Origin of the sequence: Roseovarius sp. (assembly GCF_018066915.1) — a bacterium.
Classification (GTDB): Bacteria; Pseudomonadota; Alphaproteobacteria; order Rhodobacterales; family Rhodobacteraceae; genus Roseovarius.
Genome location: NZ_JAGPVV010000303.1, coordinates 1 through 18,683 on the forward strand (window position 1 = coordinate 1; position 18,683 = coordinate 18,683).

Here is an 18,683-nt window from a genome sequence, read left to right on the forward strand (position 1 = left end):
AGGCCGCTCTTGCAGCGCCTCTTCCACCCATTTCATCACCGGCACGTCAACCCCGACCTCGCGCGCATAGGATTCCTGTTTCGCAGCGGTCACGAGATCCTGATAATCAGAGCAGTCATTCTCGAGCTTTTCAACGCAGGCGTCGACGGGCATGTCGTCGAGAAAGCTCTTCAATATCCGCATGTCGTGATAGTCGGTCAGGGGACCGGACAATGTGCCCCCGCCTGGACGGCGCAGGTAACGAAGCTGCGGAAAGACGCCCCCATAGTAGACCGACGGAAAACTCGCGTAGTGTTTTTCCGGAAATCGCTCTTTGATCGCGTCCGAAGATATCGGACCGAACCCTTGGCCAATGGGCTGATGCACGATCATGTCCGCCTGAGACAGCAAGTCGAACACGGAGTCCGTCTTGGCCGCTGGAATCGTATGCACAGGCGGACAGCGAATGATCTCGACGTCCGGCGACATGACGCCCAAAGTGGACGCCAGTGGATTTGACTGGCAATTGGCGAAGACAAGCAGCCGCGTTGCCATCAGCCCGTCACTCCATGCTCATTGGCACATCGTGCCCATGCACCTTCAAGAGGGCATGACGCCGGGCGGTCTTCAAGTCTTCGGCCACCATCTCGGCGCACATTTCCTGCACGGTGATCTCGGGCACCCAGCCCAGTTTTTCCTTGGCCTTGGTGGGATCGCCCAGCAGGGTCTCGACCTCGGCGGGGCGGAAATAGCGCGGGTCGATGCGCATGAGCACCTGCCCCGGTGTCACGGCGGGGGCCATGTCGCCGGTCACGGCCGTGACAGTGGCAATCTCGTCGACGCCCGTGCCGGTGAACGCGAGCGTGATGCCCAATTCGCGCGCCGACCAGGTGATGAACTCGCGCACCGAATATTGCACGCCGGTGGCGATGACGAAATCGTCGGGCGCCTCTTGTTGCAGCATCATCCACTGCATGCGGACGTAATCCTTGGCATGGCCCCAGTCGCGCAAGCTGTCGATATTGCCCATGTAGAGGCAATCCTCGAGCCCCTGCGCGATATTGGCCAGCCCGCGCGTGATCTTGCGGGTCACGAAGGTCTCGCCGCGCCGGGGGCTCTCGTGGTTGAAGAGGATGCCGTTGCAGGCGTAGATGCCGTAAGCCTCGCGGTAATTGACCGTGATCCAGTAGGCATACATCTTGGCCACCGCATAGGGGCTGCGGGGGTGAAAGGGGGTTGTCTCGCGCTGCGGGATTTCCTGCACGAGGCCATAAAGCTCGGAGGTGGAGGCCTGATAGAAGCGGGTCTTGTTCTCGAGCCCCAGAAAGCGGATCGCCTCGAGCAGGCGCAGCGTGCCGATGGCATCGACATCGGCGGTATATTCGGGGGCCTCAAAGCTGACGGCGACATGGGATTGCGCGCCAAGGTTATAGACCTCGTCGGGCTGCACTTCGCTGAGGATGCGGGTGAGGTTCGAGCTATCGGTCAGGTCGCCGTAATGCAGCTTGAAATTCTGCCGCCCGCCATGCGGGTCCTGATAGATGTGATCGACCCGCTGGGTGTTGAAGAGCGAGGCGCGGCGCTTGATGCCATGCACCTCATAGCCCTTTTCGAGCAGAAACTCCGCAAGGTAAGAGCCATCCTGCCCCGTCACCCCGGTGATGAGCGCTTTCTTCATTCCGTCAACTCTCCGTTATTCCGTAGAACCATCCCGCCAAACCGCCGGGCGTTACAACACAGGGGGCGAACCATCGCAAGCGCGCCCCTCATGCGCGTGTCTTCTTGCGCGCGAAGGCGATACATTTCTCGAGATGCGTGCTGAGCCTGCGATCAGGGAAAGAACCATCCAGCGTGCGCGCCACGAGGTCCTGGACCGCCACGTCGGTTTCGATCAGGCGCAGGGCATCTGCGGGCGCGCAAAGAAGCTGTGCCGCGAGCGAAATCGCCTGAACCGGCGCAGGTCCGCGCAGGTCCGCAGGTGCGGTGCTCTGCGGGGCCGCAAGACCGAGGCCTGCCACCTCGGCCACGCTCTTGATCAGCGCCGTCCAGGAATGGGTGCCGCGATAGTCGCTGCGCACCCGTGCGATGCCGGGCAGAAACTCGGCATAGCGCTGCGCCACGCCGCGCACCGCCGTGGCCAGGGAAACCGGGTCGGGATCGGCACAAAGGCCGATATGCCCAGCCTCGACGATATCCGAGAGCCAGGTGTTCTTGAGCACGACCACCGGCTTGCCCAGAAGAAAGGCATCGACCAGAATACCCGAGGTGCGCCGACGAAACGCGTCCGAGAGATAGGGGATCACGACGATATCCGCCGTGCGGATCATGTCGATGAATTCATCGTCCGAGAGATCATCATCGAGAATTTCGACCTTGGTCCCCACCTCTGCGATCAGATGCTGCAACGCGCGCTCGAGGTCTTTGCCCGACGCATGATCGAGGCGCGCGCGCAGCCCAAGCGTGAGGTCCGCCGACCCGGCCAGCAATTCGCAGGCCCCCGTCGCCAGAGCAAAGCCCTTTTCCTTGCGCGTGCCACCGGGAAACACAACCCGTAGCGGCTTGCCCGGTCTTGGCTTGGGCATGTCATCGAGATGATGCACGGCCGCATCGCCAAAGGTCGTGCTTGGGTGGGGCAAGACCGGCAGAGTGACTGACCAATCCGCACTGAACTCATCGGCAATCTGCGGGGTGGAATGCATGAGAGAGACCTGCGGCGACCGCTCCAGCCGCTTGATCACACGATACCACTGAGATTTGTAGGCCGGGGTGTTCTGATCAAAGTTATAGGACCAGAACAGGTTGATCACCGCCCGGAAGCGTGGTCGCGTCATCAAGAGATGCTCGACCGTCTCGGCAACCTCGATGCTGCCGATATACATGAAAACGCAGATGGCCCCCACTGGATAGCGCGCCTCGAGCGCGGTAAAGGCCTCGTCCAGCTCTTTGGCGAATTGGAGCACATTGGCGTTGATCGTGTTTGGCCACTTGTTGCCAACGGTCCAACTGTTGATCGTGAAAACCGGCAGAACCAGCCCGGCGTTGGCCGGAAAGAACTTGGGATCAAGTTCCTTGCGGCAGATGAGCGCGAACTCGGTGCCGAGATCATGGCAGCCCTCGGCCACGCGCTTGTCATAGGCCAGAAAATGACCCCAATCGTCCTTGGCGTCCGGGTCGATCATGGCAAAAACCGCGATGTCGGACATAGAGCCAGACGGCTCGGGCGTGCGCGCCTCGCGCATGCGGAGCGCGGGGATCATCGAGGGTGTTACAGTTTCAATCACCCGTCCGGCCGCTTCGAGCGCGGTCAGCACCTCTTCGACGTCGCGGCAGTGGTCGGTGTAGTAGTCGTTGTAATCAATCGCAAAAAACGCCGGATGCGCCGCCTGTATCTCGGACATCTTGTCGTTGAATTGCGCCTTCTTGTCATGGGACCAGAAAAAGCTGTCATCGGTCAGATTGCGCCCGTCACACCCCACGATCTCGATCTTGCGCGCGATGGTGGCGGCAATCGGCAAGAGCGCCAGTGTCAGCACGTTCGGATAGGGCTTGAGATAGAAGGTATCCGCCAGATCGCTTGGCGGCGTGCCGTCCTTGTTGAATGGCACACCGATAATGCGCGGTCGCAGGTCGGCGGGCAGGAAGGTGTCATAAATCGCGAAGTCGCGCATCGGACAAATGAACCACGCCCCGGTTTCGCGCAGGGCCTCGACCAACTCATCGCGAAAGGCCCCCGCGTAGCCAGAGCAGCCAGCATGATAGAGCGGATCGGCCGCCGTGATGATACGCGGGCGCGTTGCGGCGATGATTTCGCGGTTCTTGACGATGGAATTGGAAATGACGCACAGGCCATCGCTAAAGTCGTGCCCCTCGACAAAGTCGCTGAGCGTTGGGCCACTCCCAAACACATAGGCTTTTTCGTGCTGACCGATGTCGGCCACCATCGCGCGCATGCGTGCATGGTTCATCGCAAGCATGGCCTCGCGGTCAGAATACCGGTTGAGCCCCGCCCAGAGATAGAAAGACCCCTCCATGCGCGTCCGCAGCGGATCGACCCGATAGAGCCCCTGCTTTGCGCCCAAGGTCTTGATCGCCGATTTTACCGCGTCGGGGGCATTGATCTCGGCTGTCTCGTCCCAGATCAGCAAGATATCCCGCGCGGGATCAGCCTCGGCAATCGTGGCCGCGAAATCCTCGTGGTCCAGCAAGTGGATCTTGGCCTTGACCGCCGCGAGATCACCGGCAACCAGAGGATCAAGCTGTGGCGCGAGTTTCGCTGCATCTACGAGGGACCGGCGGCTTGTGAAATGGATGCTGTCAATCTTGGTCAAGTAAGGTTTGAAATACCAAGCCAGCCGACACACGATGTTGTCGACATCGTCCGGTGTGATCAAGGCTGGGTAAAGAAAGATTTTAGACATTGGTTCTCACGGTGCTTTCGCTGGGCTTGGGCTGTGACAATCTGATGGCAACAGAAAATGGACTCGTCTTAAAAAAAGCCGCTCAGCCGCTCGAGGGCGGTGTGGCTGGCGCGGATGACAGCATCGACAGTGTTTGATCCGTTGTGCGAGCCAAAGATGCAGCGCTCCATGCTGCGCAGGGGGCTGTCCATCGGCAGCGGCTCGATCTCGAACACATCCAAGGCCGCAGAATGAACATGGCCCGATTGCAGGGCCGAAATGAGCGCCGCCTCGTCGATCAACGGTCCACGCGCCACGTTGACGATGCGCACGCCTGGCATGCAGCGCGCCAGCACATCGGCGTTGAGCATGTGGAAATTGTGCTTGTTGAGCGCGCAGGTGAAGACAAGGAAATCGCAGTCCCCTACCCGGTCCGGCCATGCCGCACGCTCGAGCCCGGCAATCCCTGCGTTGCCGTCAACGCCCGGATCATAGGCAATCGCCTTGAGCCCGAGGGCCTGTAGCCGCGTGACCGTATTGCGCCCGATGTCGCCCAATCCGATCACGCCCACGGTGCGCCCTGCGAGGCTGATGCCCGCCGGTTTCGGCCATCCGCCTGCGCGCACCCCCCGGTCAATCAGGAACAGTTGACGCGCGAGGCCGATCACCAGCCCCGTGGCCACATCGGCCACCTCTGCCCCGAACATCTGCGGCGTGTTGATGATGGGAATTCCCAGATCCTTGCAGGCGTCGAAATCCACGTTATCGACACCGATGCCCCATTTCACCGCTGCCCGCAGGCGCCCGGCGCGGCCGGCCGAGAAAACCTGCCGCGTGGCGGGATCGTCGCCGATGATCCAGCCATCATAGCCCGGCAAGAGGTCCATGAGTTCCGCTTCGGTCATGACTTGCGTCACCTTGGCCGGATGCAGGCGCAGGCCCTTTTCTGCTGCGGGCTCCATGAAAAGGTCGATTTGACCCAGCATGGGGGGGCAGGTTACTAGCACGTCTTTCATGGTATCACGCCGTCTTTTGGTGTTGCAGTTGCAGACTGGCCACCGCCTCGGCCAAGGCCCAGTCTTCGGGAGTGTCGATATCGACCGCTTCCATCTTGTTCATCTCGTGCAGGATCGGCTTGCGCCCGATCCGTGCATTGGTCGAGGCAAAGCTATCCCGCGAGAAGATGAAAAGGTTTGAGTTCTCTTCGAACCACGGCTCGAGATCCTGTGTCTGGACCAGATTGTCCGGATCATGATTCACCGGGCTGGCATCGGCGCGGTAAAAGCGCGTCTGGATCTTGTTGACCGTAAAGAGCGAATCCGCCGTGCCATCCGCAACCCCCGCCCGGTAGGCCCTAAGAGCGGCGCGGATGGTTTCCGGCCGCAGCATCGGGTTGGTCGTATGGGTCATCAGATAGGTCTCCGCTTCTACGGCGGCGATGTCATCGGCCAGAATGAGATTCATCGAGACCGTATCGCCGCACAACTCTGGCTTGCGATCCCGGATTCGCACGCGGTCAGACTCTACCAGCCCATTCTCTGCAAGAATGTGACGGGCATCAGTATTGATGACCACCTCATCAATTTCATCAAGCGCCAGAAGAGAATCCAGTATCCACGCAAAGAGCGGTTTGCCGTGCAGAGGACGGAAATTCTTGCCCTTAACTCTTTGACTGTTGGCTTTCATGGGGAGGAGTGCGACGCAGCGGCCTGAGCCAGTCATCTTGTGCGGCCTTTTCATTGACTTGTGGAAAGAAGAAACGTTCCTTGGCATGTTGCGACAACAGCCGGTGTTCGTGATTACCCTTGTAGGACCCGACATACTGGTTCCAGCGATACCGCAGCATATCCATGCGGCTGGTCGAGCGGATGTTGTTGAGCGCGGCCGCCCGCCAATCGCCCATCACGCTGCGGATCACATAGTGCAGCACGTCGAGGCGCGACAAATGCACCTCTGGCATGATCGAGCGCAGCGCCAGCGCCTCGCGCTCGAACCGCCGACGGACCTGTGCCCAGCTTTCCTGATGGTGATGGAAGACAGGTGCCTCGGCCACATAGGCGATCTTGTGGCCTGCACTGACCAGTCGCTTGGCCAGTTCCATATCCTCAAGCCCGGTCAGGGCCTCGTCGAACGGATGCTTCTGCCATGCGCTGCGCAAGAGCGCCGAATTGGCATTGTTGCAAAAGAACCCCTCCTGCGGCACCGCCGAGAGATCCGGGAAATATTTGGCAAAGATGCGACGCTCGCTGTAATTGCTGTCGTCATCCCCGATCTGGCGTCCGTAGCTATAGCAGGCCACCCCGTCGATCAGCGGCTGGCAGAGCGTTTGCAGCCAGGTCGCATCGACCGGCACGCAATGGCCGGAGATGAACACAAGGATATCGCCCGTCGCGTGATCGCATCCCCGGTTCAACGACCGCCCAAAGGAGAATTCGGACTTCTTGATCGTGGTGATCCGGCAGCCGTGCCGCTCGGCAATCTCGAGCGTTCCATCCGTCGAGCCAGAGTCGATCAGGACCACCTCTATCCCGAGACCATCTGTCACCTGCGCTTCGATCATCACAAGGAGATCGTCGAGGTGCTGCGCTTCGTTCAATGTTCTAATCACAATGCTTGCAAGCATCAAAACCATCCTATGCAAGTTACTAGAGCACACAGCACTTAAGGACGCCGGCACAATTTAAAAAAATAGGCGAGAGACGAACACCAACCAGAGCAAAACTTTCGATACCTGCCGACCTCTACCGAACCGGCGCTGATATGTCTACCCGGAGCACAGGGGCCAACGGTCGGAATCCGCGGAAATCCGCGCGGGAGTGCTCAAAAATGAGGCAAAATTCCAGCTTGCATCCTTGGCTGAGCACGTTAGCAACAAAGTCCTGATCCGACAAAATCAAGGTGACCTGCGCGATGTCCGATGCCTGCTATCCTGAGTTGAACGGTCGCTCTGTGTTCATAACCGGCGGTGGCTCTGGAATCGGGGCCGCCCTGACCGAGGCCTTTGTCGCGCAAGGGGCACGGGTCGCCTTTGTGCAACGCTCTGATGCCACAGCCTTTTGTGACGCCATCGCCGACCGTCATGGGGTCCGGCCCCTCTATCTGCCCTGTGACATCACGAATCGCGCGGCGCTGCATGGCGCGCTAAAGGCCGCGCAAGAGGCCCATGGGCCGGTGCAGGTTCTGGTCAACAATGCCGCGAATGATCAGCGTCACCGCACCGAGGATCTGGATGAGGCGGGCTGGAATGCCAACCTCGCTGTTAATCTTTCTGCCTATTTCTTTGCCATCCAAGGCGTCGTCGGTCAGATGCGGGCCGCAGGGGGCGGTTCGATCATCAATTTCTCGTCGATCAGCTATATGATGGGCAATGCGGGCTATCCCGCCTATGTGACGTCAAATGCCGGGATCACCGGCATGACCCGCGCGCTTGCGCGCGAGTTCGGTCCCGACCGTATCCGGGTCAATGCGTTGGTGCCCGGCTGGGTGATGACGGAGCGCCAACGCGCACTTTGGGCCACGCCCACCGACCTTGCGGCGCATCTGGACAAGCAATGCCTGAAAGAACACCTCGTTCCAGAGGATATCAGCGGCGGCACGCTGTTCCTCGCCTCCGACGCAAGCCGGATGATGACCGGTCAGGCGCTGGTCATCGACGGCGGCGTGGTTGTGACGGGATGAGCGGACAGATGCTTGATCTGCCCCATGCTCAGGTTATGGACCGGCGCCTCTGCGACTTGGGCGAAGGGGCGTTCTGGCATCCAAAGCGAAACCAGTTTTTCTGGTTCGATATCACCGGGCGGCGTCTCTTGTCGCGCGACGACACCGGGGAGCAGGTTTGGCATTTTGATACGTCAGTCTCTGCGGCGGGCTGGATTGATGCCGACACGCTCTTGATTGCGGCCAGCCACCATCTGTTGCGTTTCGAGATTGCTTCGGGGGCCACAACCGCGATTGCACCGCTCGACTGCGCGGCGGGGCGGTTGCGCCCGAATGACGGGCGCGCCGATCCTTGGGGGGGATTCTGGATCGGCACCATGGGCCACAAGGCCGAGGCCGAGGCAGGGGCAATCTGGCGCTATTACCGGGGCGAGATGCGGTGCCTCTTCGACAAGATCACCATTCCAAACGCCATCTGCTTTGACGCCGCGGCAGGCTTTGCCTGTTTCACCGACACGCCGGGGCGGATTGTCTATCGACAGCGGCTTGATCCCAGCCACGGATGGCGCAAGGGAGAGCCCGAGCCATGGCTTGACCTGCGCGCAGAGGCGCGCAATCCCGACGGGGCGGTGATGGATGCCGACGGGCGGTTCTGGCTGGCGGAATGGGGGGCAAGCCGCGTCGCGGTCTATGATCCCGAGGCGCGGTATCTGGGCGCGGTTTGCGTGCCAGCACCGCACGCCTCTTGCCCGGCATTTGGGGGCCACGATCTATCCGTGCTGCACATCACGACCGCCAGACAAGGGATGGATGCAAACGCCCTGACCGGGGCACCGGAGGCGGGTATGACCTTTGCCGTGGATCTGGACGCGCTTGGCTATCGTGGCCAAGCCGAACATCAGGTTATTCTCTAGTCCCGTGATTGGGCGGCAAGCCGAAAACCGTGCGGTAATCGGCCTTTTCAAAGACGGGACAGGCCCCGTCCAGAGTTGCATCGACGATCTGCCGCCCTGCCGCCTCATAAACCTCTCGCGCAACCGTGTAAGAGGCCTCTGAGCGCGCAAGGTCGGGATTGTCCCACACCTGCCCCCGAAAATACTCGGGGCTGAAGTGATTGGGGTCTGGCCCCTCCATCACATGCGCCTCGTGCGGGGCGCCGTGATAGGTGAACCGGTGATCCATGCCGATGATCACAACCTTGGAAAACCCCATGTAATAGGCAATCTGGAGGGCGGCATGGGTCACGGTGCCGCCCTCACGCAGCCCTTTGCAGATGTCGGTCGAGAATGTGACGGGTGGGGACAGGATCGGCACATGAAAGGTGCGCGGCCCCTCCTCGAGATGCCCGGCGGCGCGCGCGCCGATAAAGCGGATGGCGGGCAAGGCCGCGATGGCATCGCGCGCCTGCTCGACCACCTTGGGATTGACCGCCACCAGATAGGTCGGCTCGAACCCGAACTGTTCGAGGCCGAGATGGATCTTGTTCAGCCCGATCACCGTATGCTGGCGCAGAAACCGCAGATCCATGCGGTTGAGCGAGGGGCCATTGCAGACAATCACACAGCTTTCGCCTTGGTGGAGGTTATGGAATTGGCCCAACCCGGATTGGCGCGTAGCCCCGGTCGACCGGCGCGCACCGCCAAGAAGCCCAAGTTTCCTGCGCACTGTCTTTCGCAAATCCAAATTCAGTCCTCAATCTGCCAAGGCATACCCGTCGGTTAGGCGGGTCTCATCCGGTTCATAGTTATTCAGGCCGCGCGCCTGGTCAAACTTGATCCGCGTGGGGTGATTTTGCCCATCATGTCCCGACACCTTAAAGGTTTCAGGCGTCATAGCCCAGACGCGCGCATAACTGTTCATAGTCCTGCCCCCCGCGTTGCGCGGCAATGTCGGCGGGAACCTCGCGGCGCGGGCGTTCGGCGATCTGTCTGCCCTTGCGGCCACTATCCCCTGAGAGGCGGATGATCGAAAACAACTCGAGGGCAGAGGCGTGGAAGGGCAGCGCCAAGGAGTGGCAAATCTGCGCGAGGACGCGTTCGGGGGCCGCCACAAAGTCTTCGTATTTGACAATCTCCAGATCCGCGTGGCGATCCAGAAACTCAACGTAGCGCTGACAGTAGGTTGCCAGCGTGGGCGGCGAAAAATGCAGCCATCCGTTCGCATGCAAGGACAGGAAGCTGTCCAAGGGATGCCGCATGGTGACAAGCGACAACAGGGGATGACGCCCTTCGGCCAAAATCTCGTGGAGGCTTTGGCGATTTTTCGGATCAATCTGAGTGCAGAAATGTGAATGTGCGTGGTCGCGAATGACGAGACTTTGCCCTCTGGGGGCCAAACCCGCGACAATGGTCTGCGTTGCCTCGCGAAACCCGGCGGTGATCACGGCCGGATTGATCGGACGCCGGGACAAAAGCAAGGCCCCGAAAAGATCGGTCGGCGCGAATTTCGGATCACGCAGGTTGGCAGGCAAATGAATTTCGCTGAGCGGGTCAATCTCGTTCAAGAGCACCACGCCGGGCAAGGCCGCGATGCATTTCGCAATCAAGGTCCCACCGGAACAGGCAAAATGATGCAAGGTCCGGATCGGCTCGGGCCCCGCAAAGGAGCGGCACATCGCTTCGCACTGATCGAGAAGGCTTGGAAAACTGTCGGTGACAGGTAGGGGCGGCACCGAGGCTTTGTAGGCTTGCAGCATGTCGAGCGCCGCCTCGATCTCGACGGCGATCGTCCGCGCATTGGTCGCTGACGTCATGCACCCCGCCCTTGCGCTGCCTTTGTTTTCTGTTTTTTCCCCGAACTGCGCCGCCGGGGGGACTCAAGCTCTGGCTTGGATGCCGATGTCAGGCTTTCCTGAGCACTCGGTGGCAGGTGCCGCAGATACTCGGCGGCCAGCGACAGTTTTGACGTGAGCTTGCCCAGCAATTCCTCTTGTCTCTGACGCTGAGTCTCGCTCTGCTCAAGACGTCCGCGCAAGGCCTCGAGGTCAACCTGTAGCATCGCCTGAAACCGGGTCTGAAAATCCAGCGTGGACATGGCTTCGTCGCGCTTTTGCTCGGCAGAGTGCCGCTGTTTGGCCAGATCCGCAACTGTCGCCTCAAGATCCGAGACCTTGTCGGTAGCGGCCTTGATCGCCGCGTCGCGCTCGGCCAGTGCCTTGGTCTTTGCCTCCGTGGCGGCCCGCGCTTCGGTCAGCAGAGCCTCGAGACCCTCTGCACGCTCCTGCGCGGCCTTGAGTGCGGCATCGCGTTCCGCGAGGGTCTTGGCCTTGGCCTCGGTTGCGAGCCTCTCCTCGGCCAGAACAGTCTCCAGCCCCGCCGCGCGATCCTGCGCCGACTTGAGCGCCACGTCGCGCTCGGCCAGCGCCCTTGATTTCGTCTCTGTCGCTGCCCGCGCCTCGGTCAGCACCGCTTGCAGCCCCTCGGACCGCCCCTTTTCCGCCTTGAGCGCCGCGTCACGCTCTGCCAGTGCCTTGGTCTTGGCGTCGGTCGCGGCACGCGCCTCGGACAAGGCAGCCTCGACGCCTTCGGCCCGCTCCTTGGCCGCTTTCAGCGCTGCATCGCGGTCCGCCAGTGTCCTTGATGTCGCCTCTGTCGCAGCCCGCGCCTCGGTCAGCGCCGCCTCAAGCCCCGCCGCACGTTCCTGCGCCGCCTTGAGCGCCGCGTCGCGCTCGGCCAGCGCCTTGGTCTTGGCATCGGTCGCGGCCCGCGCCTCGGACAAGGCAGCCTCGACACCCTCGGCCCGTTCCTTGGCCGCTTTCAACGCTGCATCCCGTTCCGCAAGCGCCCTTGATTTCGTCTCTGTCGCCGCTCGCGCCTCGGTCAGCACCGCTTGCAGCCCCTCGGACCGCCCCTTTTCCGCCTTGAGCGCCGCGTCGCGTTCGGCCAGTGCCTTGGTCTTGGCGTCGGTCGCGGCACGCGCCTCGGACAAGGCGGTCTCCAGCATCTCTGCCCGTTCCTTGGCCGCTTTGAGCGCGGATTGCGTTTCGGACAGCGTGGCTTCACCCGCCACAATGGTCTTGGTCAGCGCATCAATGCGGGCTTTGGCCTCGGACAAGGCGCGGGCATTGTGATCTGCTGCAAGGTGCAGAACGGTCCAATCCGCGTCCGCGTTATCCCGCTCCGTGACAGCAAACCCTTCGTGAACCAGCCACGCCTCCAATTCGGCCCGGGGTGCTGCGCCGTTGTAGACCGCGTCTTCCGGCGCGAGAATTTCGAGCTGATCTATCTGGTCCAACACGCCGTCGGCCTTGCAGGCTGTCAAAAAGACCATCTCGTTACCGGGCGTCTCGACGATGACGGACAGCGGTCTGGCCACGTCGCCGATCATGGCAAAGAGGTCTGCCGGCGTGATCACGGGAACGATCTGACGGTCCTTGCGGATCAATCCCGGAAAGAGTTCGTGCAGGTCTGGCGTAGGCTCTTGCAGGCTGTTCAAACGCGAGAAATTCCAGAGAGACAGCTCTGCATCGCCCGCCTCTGTGCCAAGCGCCGCCTGCACCACCTGCACATTCGGTGCGGTTGCAGCTTTCTGGCTGAGCCGCGCGGCTGCGGCGCGTTCCGCCTCGACCAGCACGATCTTGTCCGGGCCACCCGACTGCCACTCTGCAAGACGTTTGCCCGCCCCTGCCCCGACATGAAGGATCGTGCGTGCTTTGGTCTTGATCACAGGTTGCTCACTCATGCCAGTTTCGCCCAGACACTCTTGTTTTGTCTTGATCTCGCACGCGAAATCGCTTGGTAGGTGCGCGATAGTATGGTGATCCCCACGCGTGATTCAACATATCTTTATCTCGCCAATCGCGTGTGCCAATGCCGCCCCCGTCAGAGCGTCATGGGCGATAGGTCCGCAGGGCGAAGCGGGGCAGGCACGCGCGCAAAACCAACGGGACCGTATGGTCACGACCCAACGTGGAACGGGCTTACTTGGACACCAAGCGCTTGACGCCCCGCAACGGGGCCGTGACGCGCCAGGATGTGGATTCGTAGACCATGGCCAGCAAGGTGGTCAGATCCTCGACATCCCGCACGAGTTTGGCGTTCTGCGCCTCCAGATCGTTGCGCGCGGTTGCCATATCCCCGAGGTCTTGGACGGATTTGGCCAACGCCTGGTCCTTGTCGCGCAGCGCCGCGCGGTGCCGGGTCTCGAGCGCGGTTTGTGCCGCTCTCAGACGCTCGATCTCTTGGGTCAGACGGCGCAACTGCTCTTGCAGGGATGTGCGCTCTTTACCCACCTTCTGGAACTCTTTGTCCTGAATCTGCACCTGTTCGCGGAACAGGTCCATTTCCTCTTGATCGCAATCATGCGCCAGTCTTTGCGCGGTCAAGGCGGTTTCCACGTCACTCAGCCGCTGCATCTCGCCGGTGAGGAGCATCACCTGACTTTGCAAGAGGCCACGCTCTTCGCTGCTCTCTGCCGCCTCTTCGACCTGAAATCCGACCTGCGCCGCCATCAGCGCCAGATCATCCTGCTGCGAGCGAAGCGCGGCAAAGGCCGCCGCCGCCGCGCCAAGATTTGACAGCACAACGCCCTCGGTCAGGGGGGAAACCCCGCTGGCGCGCAGCTCTTCGAGAAGCTCTCGCAGGCTGTCGATCTGCGGCACAGCAAGGCGCGCCACCGTCAGAGACAGCGCCGCTGGGGAGTTCGCCTCGGACGAGGGTTGCAAGAGATCCTTTGGCAGGTCGAGCCGCTTGCTCAGGACATCCCAAACGGGGTCGGTGTCTGGCGCGGTCAGCATATCCGCGTCAATCAGCGTGAGCTTGCGACGGTTTTTGCGCACAAGCGCCAGCACGTCCTCGGCCCGCTCTCGCCATCCCTCAATTGCCTGAGCAATATCGGTGCCCTCTTTGATGGCGGTGGCAAGACAATTGGCCGGATCGCTCCACACCACGGCACAGGGCGATTTTGCGGCGGCAAGCGCCTTTGCAATTGCCTCTTTGCGCAGGGGGGCCACCTCGAAACCGGCTGCGTTGAGCGCGGCTTGGACGGGGGGTGCCACGTCCTCGGTCACGAACGCCAAGGCGTGTGACACCTGTTTTTCCGTGACCTTGGGAGCAGGTTTTGGAGCGGACGCAGCCTTGGACCGCGGCGCACGCGGCGCAGCCTTCACACGTGGGCTGCCCCGTTTTGTGCTGGTCTTCATCAATACGTCCGCCCGCTGTTCATAGTGGAAATCTGCGTCTCACTGTCTGCTACCAGCTACCCGGCCTTTGTATCAAGCCTGTTTGGCACCATGCCGCCCTCGTGCCGCCCGACACCGCACCGCGCCTTGCCACACTCTTCTTGTCATCCGCGCGCGTAAATATCCTCGTAGCGGATGATGTCATCCTCGCCCAGATAGGTCCCTGTCTGCACCTCGATCAGCACCATGGGCACCTTGCCCGGATTTTCCATCCGGTGCACAGCGCCAAGGGGAATATAAACCGATTGGTTTTCGGACACGAGCTTGACCTCCGCGTCCACTGTCACCTTGGCGGTGCCTTCCACCACGATCCAATGCTCGGAGCGGTGGTGATGGCTCTGCAGGCTGAGCGCGGCACCCGGATGAACATGAATACGCTTGACCTGAAACCGCTCGCCGATCACCAGACTCTCGAACCAGCCCCAAGGGCGATGATCCTTGGGAAAGCTCTCGGCCTGCTTGCGCCCCTTGGCCTTGAGGGCTGCCACCGCTTGTTTGACGTCCTGCGCCCGGCTGACATGCGCCACCAGAACGGCGTCGGGCATGGCCACCGTGATGATATTCTCAAGCCCGATCCCCACAACCTCGAGCCCGGCATCCTCGGACCGCAAAAGCGTGTTGTCGCAATCAATCGCGGTGGCATGCCCAGAGGTCGCAACGCCGCGCGCATCCGGTCCGGTTTCGCGCCAGACCGCATCCCATCCCCCCAGATCCGACCATCCGGCAGCAAAGGGAATAACGGTGAGGTTGCTCGCCTTTTCCATCACGGCATAGTCGATGGAAATATCCTCGGCCCCATTCCACGCCTCGGGGTCGAGCCGGTAAAAGCCGAGATCAGGCTTGGTTTTCTGGACCGCTGCTTCGACCGGGGCCAGCAATTGCGGCGCATGGGCGCGGAACGCGTCGAGCATGGTTGACGCCTTGAAGAGGAAAATCCCGGCGTTCCAGAGATATGTGCCCTCGGCCAGCATCGCCGCTGCGGCCTGCGCATTCGGCTTTTCGACGAACCGTTTGAGGCCGATGGGACGCGGTGCCAGATCGGCGGGCACGCCATCAAGTTCCAGATACCCATAGCCGGTTTCGGCATGGGTGGGTTTGATCCCGAAGGTCACGAGTTGCCCTGCCTGCGCTGGCCCCACACCGGCCGCGACGGCCTGACGAAATGCCTCGGGATCGGGCACCACGTGATCAGAGGGCGCCACGAGCATCAGCGCCTCGGGGTCTTGCCGCGCCTGCCAGAGGGCTGCCGCGAGAACCGCAGGGGCCGTATTGCGCCCCGACGGCTCGATCAGCACCGCGCCCGGAGTGATCCCGATATCGTCCAGTTGCTCGCCCACGATAAACCGGAAATCGGCATTGGTCAGCACCATGGGGGCGGTGAACTGCGGCCCCGAGAGGCGCTGCGCCGAGGCTTGGAACAGTGTCACATCCCCCAAAAGCGCCACAAATTGTTTCGGATATGATTTGCGCGACAACGGCCAGAGCCGCGTCCCGGAGCCACCACAAAGGAGAACCGGAGTAATCATCTGATATCCTTTTCAATCCCGACTGAAATCAGTCGAGGTATCCCCAATCCGGCGCGTTGTATCAAGGCGAAACTTGGCCCAAGGCGCTGTCGCGGGAAATGGAAAGAGGCCGGGTTTTGCAAAATGCCTTTTGCGCCGCGTTATGTGCCGATATTCTCGGCACAGGCGAAATCTGCGCCGTTCAGCAAACAGGAAGCAGGGGGCGAACCCCGACCCCGGCGGCTGCCCGCCATCACAAGGCGCGAAACCGCGCCTCTTGCCGTGCGGTCCAGCGCACGGTCAGATCAAAGCCGTCCTCGGTCTGAGTCTCGGATTCGACCAGCTCTTTCTCAAAGAGCCACGCGCGCTTGCGCCCCTCGGCAAAGCGCAGGTGCAGATCCGTCAGGTGGGTCACATCCGAGAGCCTGTCGCCGATGGCCGCGACCAGATCGCTCAGCCCCTGCCCCGAAATGGCAGAAATCGCCACGACATTCTCTTGCCGTGCCGCTTGGGTCACGGCGGCGGCGCGGGCATCCTCGGGCAAACGGTCGATCTTGTTCCAGATTTCGATCTGTGGCGTCTTGTTGGTCACGCCCAGACTCTCGAGGATGGTCGCCACATCGCGCGCCTGCGAAACGGTTTCGGGATGCGAGATATCCCGCACATGGCAAATGAGGTCCGCCGACAGCACCTCTTCCAGTGTCGCACGAAACGCCGCGACCAGTTCGGTCGGCAGATCGCTGATAAAGCCCACGGTGTCGGACAGGATCACCTCTGGTCCACCTTCGGGCAGGTTGACGCGGCGCATGGTCGGGTCGAGCGTGGCAAAGAGCATGTCCTTGGCCATCACATCCGCGCCGGTCAGGCGATTGAAGAGCGTGGATTTGCCCGCGTTGGTATAGCCGACCAGCGCCACCACCGGAAACGGCACCTTGGCGCGGGCGGCGCGGTGCAGGGTGCGGGTCTTGGCCACCTTTTCCAATTGGCGGCGCAGGCGCACAAGCTGATCGTCAATCGCGCGGCGGTCCGCCTCGATCTGAGTCTCACCGGGGCCACCCACGAACCCGAGCCCGCCGCGCTGCCGCTCAAGGTGGGTCCATGCGCGCACAAGGCGGGTGCGCTGATAGCTGAGCGCCGCCATTTCCACCTGCAACACGCCTTCGCGCGTCGCGGCACGATCGCTGAAAATTTCGAGGATCAGCCCGGTGCGATCCAAGAGCTTGACGCCCCACGCCTTTTCAAGATTGCGCTGCTGCACGGGCGTGACCGGCCCGTCCACCAGAACCAGCTCGACCTCGGCCGCCTCCATCGCTTGATGCAGCTCTTCCAGCTTGCCCTTGCCAAAGAGCCTTCCTGCGTCCGGCTTGCGCAGGCGCACCAGATCGGAGCCGACCACCTCGATATCGGGCAGAGCATGAGCGAGCGCCACCGCCTCTTCCAAGGCGAGCGCAGGATCACGGGCGCGGTTGGCACCGTCGATTTCTGGGTGGATGACCCAAGCCCGGGTTATCGGGCGATCATGGTCCATCAATTGGCTTCGTCACCATCGTAGAGGTTGACAGGCTGCGACGGCATGATGGTTGACACCGCGTGCTTGTACACCAACTGCGATTGCCCATCCCGACGCAGCAGGATGCAGAAATTGTCGAACCAAGTGATCACGCCCTGCAACTTGACCCCGTTGATCAGAAAGACCGTCACAGGAATCTTGGTCTTGCGGACCTGATTGAGAAATGCGTCCTGTAAATTTTGTCGATCAGAAGCCATGCGTCTTCCTGCCTTTTTTTATTGCGCGCACCGCGAACCGGCGCGAGGGGTCTTGCATACAGGTCAGAGTATGTCTTGCCCGTGCAAGACTTTCCAGCCCAAAAATAAAATCGTTCCAATCTGCGGCAGGGATAACAAAGAGGCCCTAATCCCGCCAGATCGACGGGTTGAGCAGGGCGATCAGCGCCAGTGTTTCCAGCCGGCCAAGCACCATGGCCATGGCGTAGATCATCTTGGCCGCGTCGCTCAGTTCCAGCAGGCGAATGGGCGTATCGCTCGCGGTCAGGATCAGTGGTCCGGTGGTCGACAGGCCGGAAATCGCCAGAATCAGCGCGGAGTCGAAGCCCTGCCCGGCAATCGCCAAAAGGCCGGTGACAAAGGTCAGGGACATGGCAAAGAGCATGAAGAAGATCCAGGCGATAAAGGCCCCTTGACGACGGATGCGGCGACCAAGCCCCGTTGCGCGCCCCACCGACGAGGGATGCACCAAACGCTCGGATTCGCGCCGGGCATGCAGATAGAGCGCATAGACCCGCAAAAGCTTGACCCCGCCTGCGGTGGTGGCGACCCCGCCGCCCACCAGCGACAGACCCAAGAGGATCAGACCCGGCGTGCCGAGACCCGACCAATCGCGCGCCTCTTGCCAGTCCGCGCTCTCGAATCCGGTGGTCGAGAGGAACGACAGCACGGTAAACACCGCCCCCCAGAGCGCCCGGAGCGCCAGCCGCCAATCGTCGGAATCCTGAACCCCCAAGGTGGCGATCCAGTGCCGCAGAAAAAGGACGAGTGGCACCCCAACCAGCAGCATCACCCCCAGCCGGAATTCGGGGTCGCTACGCAAGCCGGGGCGCACCGAGGTGATCGTGTCCGACGAAAACGTGAGCCGCGACAGTGCGAAGAAGAAAAACAGGAACACCGCGAATTCCCCGGCAAAGCCCGAAGCGCCGTTCTGCAACCCGCCAATCGAGGAAATACCGCTTGTGGCCATGGTCGACATCGCGTGCACGGCAGCGACAAAGGCCCGCTCGCCGCCGATCAAGAGGCAGATCCAGAGCGCGCCCGTGAGGCCAATGTAGACCGGGGCGAGCACCCGCGTCGATTGTGCCAGTCGCTTGGCCGGTGTCGCCCGCTCGAACCGACCGAGAACCGTCTCGTCCTGCCCCGGCTCGCCGCGCGCTGTCACCTCGAAACCGCCAAGAT

The 18,683-nt window shown here is 61.7% G+C and carries 16 protein-coding genes; 2 read left to right on the top strand and 14 right to left on the bottom strand.

Going from position 1 to position 18,683, the window contains the following annotated elements; all coding sequences use genetic code 11:
- The 6 genes from KBT70_RS16835 to KBT70_RS16860 form a co-directional block, all read right to left on the bottom strand.
- Positions 1 to 534 (bottom strand): WcbI family polysaccharide biosynthesis putative acetyltransferase (locus tag KBT70_RS16835; RefSeq protein WP_296636805.1); only part of this gene is annotated, 534 nt, incomplete at its 3' end.
- A 7-nt stretch (positions 535 to 541) separates the two neighbouring features.
- Complete coding sequence (gmd, locus tag KBT70_RS16840) at positions 542 to 1,657, bottom strand: GDP-mannose 4,6-dehydratase (RefSeq protein ID WP_296636809.1); 1,116 nt, start codon at positions 1,655 to 1,657, stop codon at positions 542 to 544.
- 88 nt (positions 1,658 to 1,745) lie between these two features.
- Positions 1,746 to 4,397, bottom strand: coding sequence for a hypothetical protein (locus KBT70_RS16845; protein WP_296636814.1), 2,652 nt, complete (start codon positions 4,395 to 4,397; stop codon positions 1,746 to 1,748).
- A 68-nt stretch (positions 4,398 to 4,465) separates the two neighbouring features.
- Complete coding sequence (locus KBT70_RS16850; protein WP_296636818.1) at positions 4,466 to 5,392, bottom strand: phosphoglycerate dehydrogenase; 927 nt, start codon at positions 5,390 to 5,392, stop codon at positions 4,466 to 4,468.
- A gap of 4 nt (positions 5,393 to 5,396) precedes the next feature.
- Positions 5,397 to 6,062 carry an acylneuraminate cytidylyltransferase family protein gene (locus tag KBT70_RS16855; protein ID WP_296636823.1) on the bottom strand — a complete coding sequence of 222 codons (666 nt, stop codon included), beginning with the start codon at positions 6,060 to 6,062 and terminating at the stop codon, positions 5,397 to 5,399.
- Positions 6,037 to 6,999, bottom strand: coding sequence for a glycosyltransferase (locus KBT70_RS16860; protein WP_296636827.1), 963 nt, complete (start codon positions 6,997 to 6,999; stop codon positions 6,037 to 6,039). Before KBT70_RS16860 ends, KBT70_RS16855 begins: the two co-directional genes overlap by 26 nt.
- A gap of 287 nt (positions 7,000 to 7,286) precedes the next feature.
- Between KBT70_RS16860 and KBT70_RS16865 the strand changes: the two genes are divergently transcribed.
- Entirely contained in the window at positions 7,287 to 8,054 is a 768-nt protein-coding gene (locus tag KBT70_RS16865; protein ID WP_296636831.1) for an SDR family oxidoreductase, read from the top strand.
- An 8-nt stretch (positions 8,055 to 8,062) separates the two neighbouring features.
- Positions 8,063 to 8,947, top strand: a complete 885-nt coding sequence (locus KBT70_RS16870; protein ID WP_296636835.1) for an SMP-30/gluconolactonase/LRE family protein — start codon at positions 8,063 to 8,065, stop codon at positions 8,945 to 8,947.
- Here the strand turns inward: KBT70_RS16870 and KBT70_RS16875 are convergent.
- From KBT70_RS16875 to KBT70_RS16910, 8 genes are all read right to left on the bottom strand, one after another.
- A complete protein-coding gene (locus KBT70_RS16875; protein WP_296636842.1) occupies positions 8,937 to 9,698 on the bottom strand; it encodes a 6-hydroxymethylpterin diphosphokinase MptE-like protein in 762 nt (253 codons plus the stop codon). The genes KBT70_RS16870 and KBT70_RS16875 overlap by 11 nt on opposite strands.
- A 157-nt stretch (positions 9,699 to 9,855) precedes the next feature.
- Positions 9,856 to 10,785: a hypothetical protein gene (locus KBT70_RS16880; protein ID WP_296636846.1), complete on the bottom strand. Its 930-nt coding sequence runs from the start codon at positions 10,783 to 10,785 to the stop codon at positions 9,856 to 9,858.
- Complete coding sequence (locus tag KBT70_RS16885) at positions 10,782 to 12,713, bottom strand: hypothetical protein (protein ID WP_296636850.1); 1,932 nt, start codon at positions 12,711 to 12,713, stop codon at positions 10,782 to 10,784. The genes KBT70_RS16880 and KBT70_RS16885 overlap by 4 nt, the downstream gene beginning before the upstream one ends.
- 238 nt (positions 12,714 to 12,951) lie before the next feature.
- Entirely contained in the window at positions 12,952 to 14,061 is a 1,110-nt protein-coding gene (locus KBT70_RS16890; RefSeq protein WP_296636852.1) for a hypothetical protein, read from the bottom strand.
- A gap of 254 nt (positions 14,062 to 14,315) precedes the next feature.
- On the bottom strand, positions 14,316 to 15,737 hold the full coding sequence (locus tag KBT70_RS16895) for a mannose-1-phosphate guanylyltransferase/mannose-6-phosphate isomerase (RefSeq protein ID WP_296636855.1): 1,422 nt from the start codon (positions 15,735 to 15,737) through the stop codon (positions 14,316 to 14,318).
- A 232-nt stretch (positions 15,738 to 15,969) separates the two neighbouring features.
- Entirely contained in the window at positions 15,970 to 17,244 is a 1,275-nt protein-coding gene (hflX, locus tag KBT70_RS16900; RefSeq protein ID WP_296636857.1) for a GTPase HflX, read from the bottom strand.
- Positions 17,244 to 17,483 (bottom strand): RNA chaperone Hfq, encoded by a 240-nt coding sequence (gene hfq / locus KBT70_RS16905; protein ID WP_037244346.1) that lies wholly within the window; start codon positions 17,481 to 17,483, stop codon positions 17,244 to 17,246. The genes hflX and hfq overlap by 1 nt, the downstream gene beginning before the upstream one ends.
- Positions 17,484 to 17,628: 145 nt before the next feature.
- On the bottom strand, positions 17,629 to 18,683 hold a 1,055-nt coding region (locus KBT70_RS16910; protein WP_296636868.1), incomplete at its 5' end, for a potassium transporter TrkG.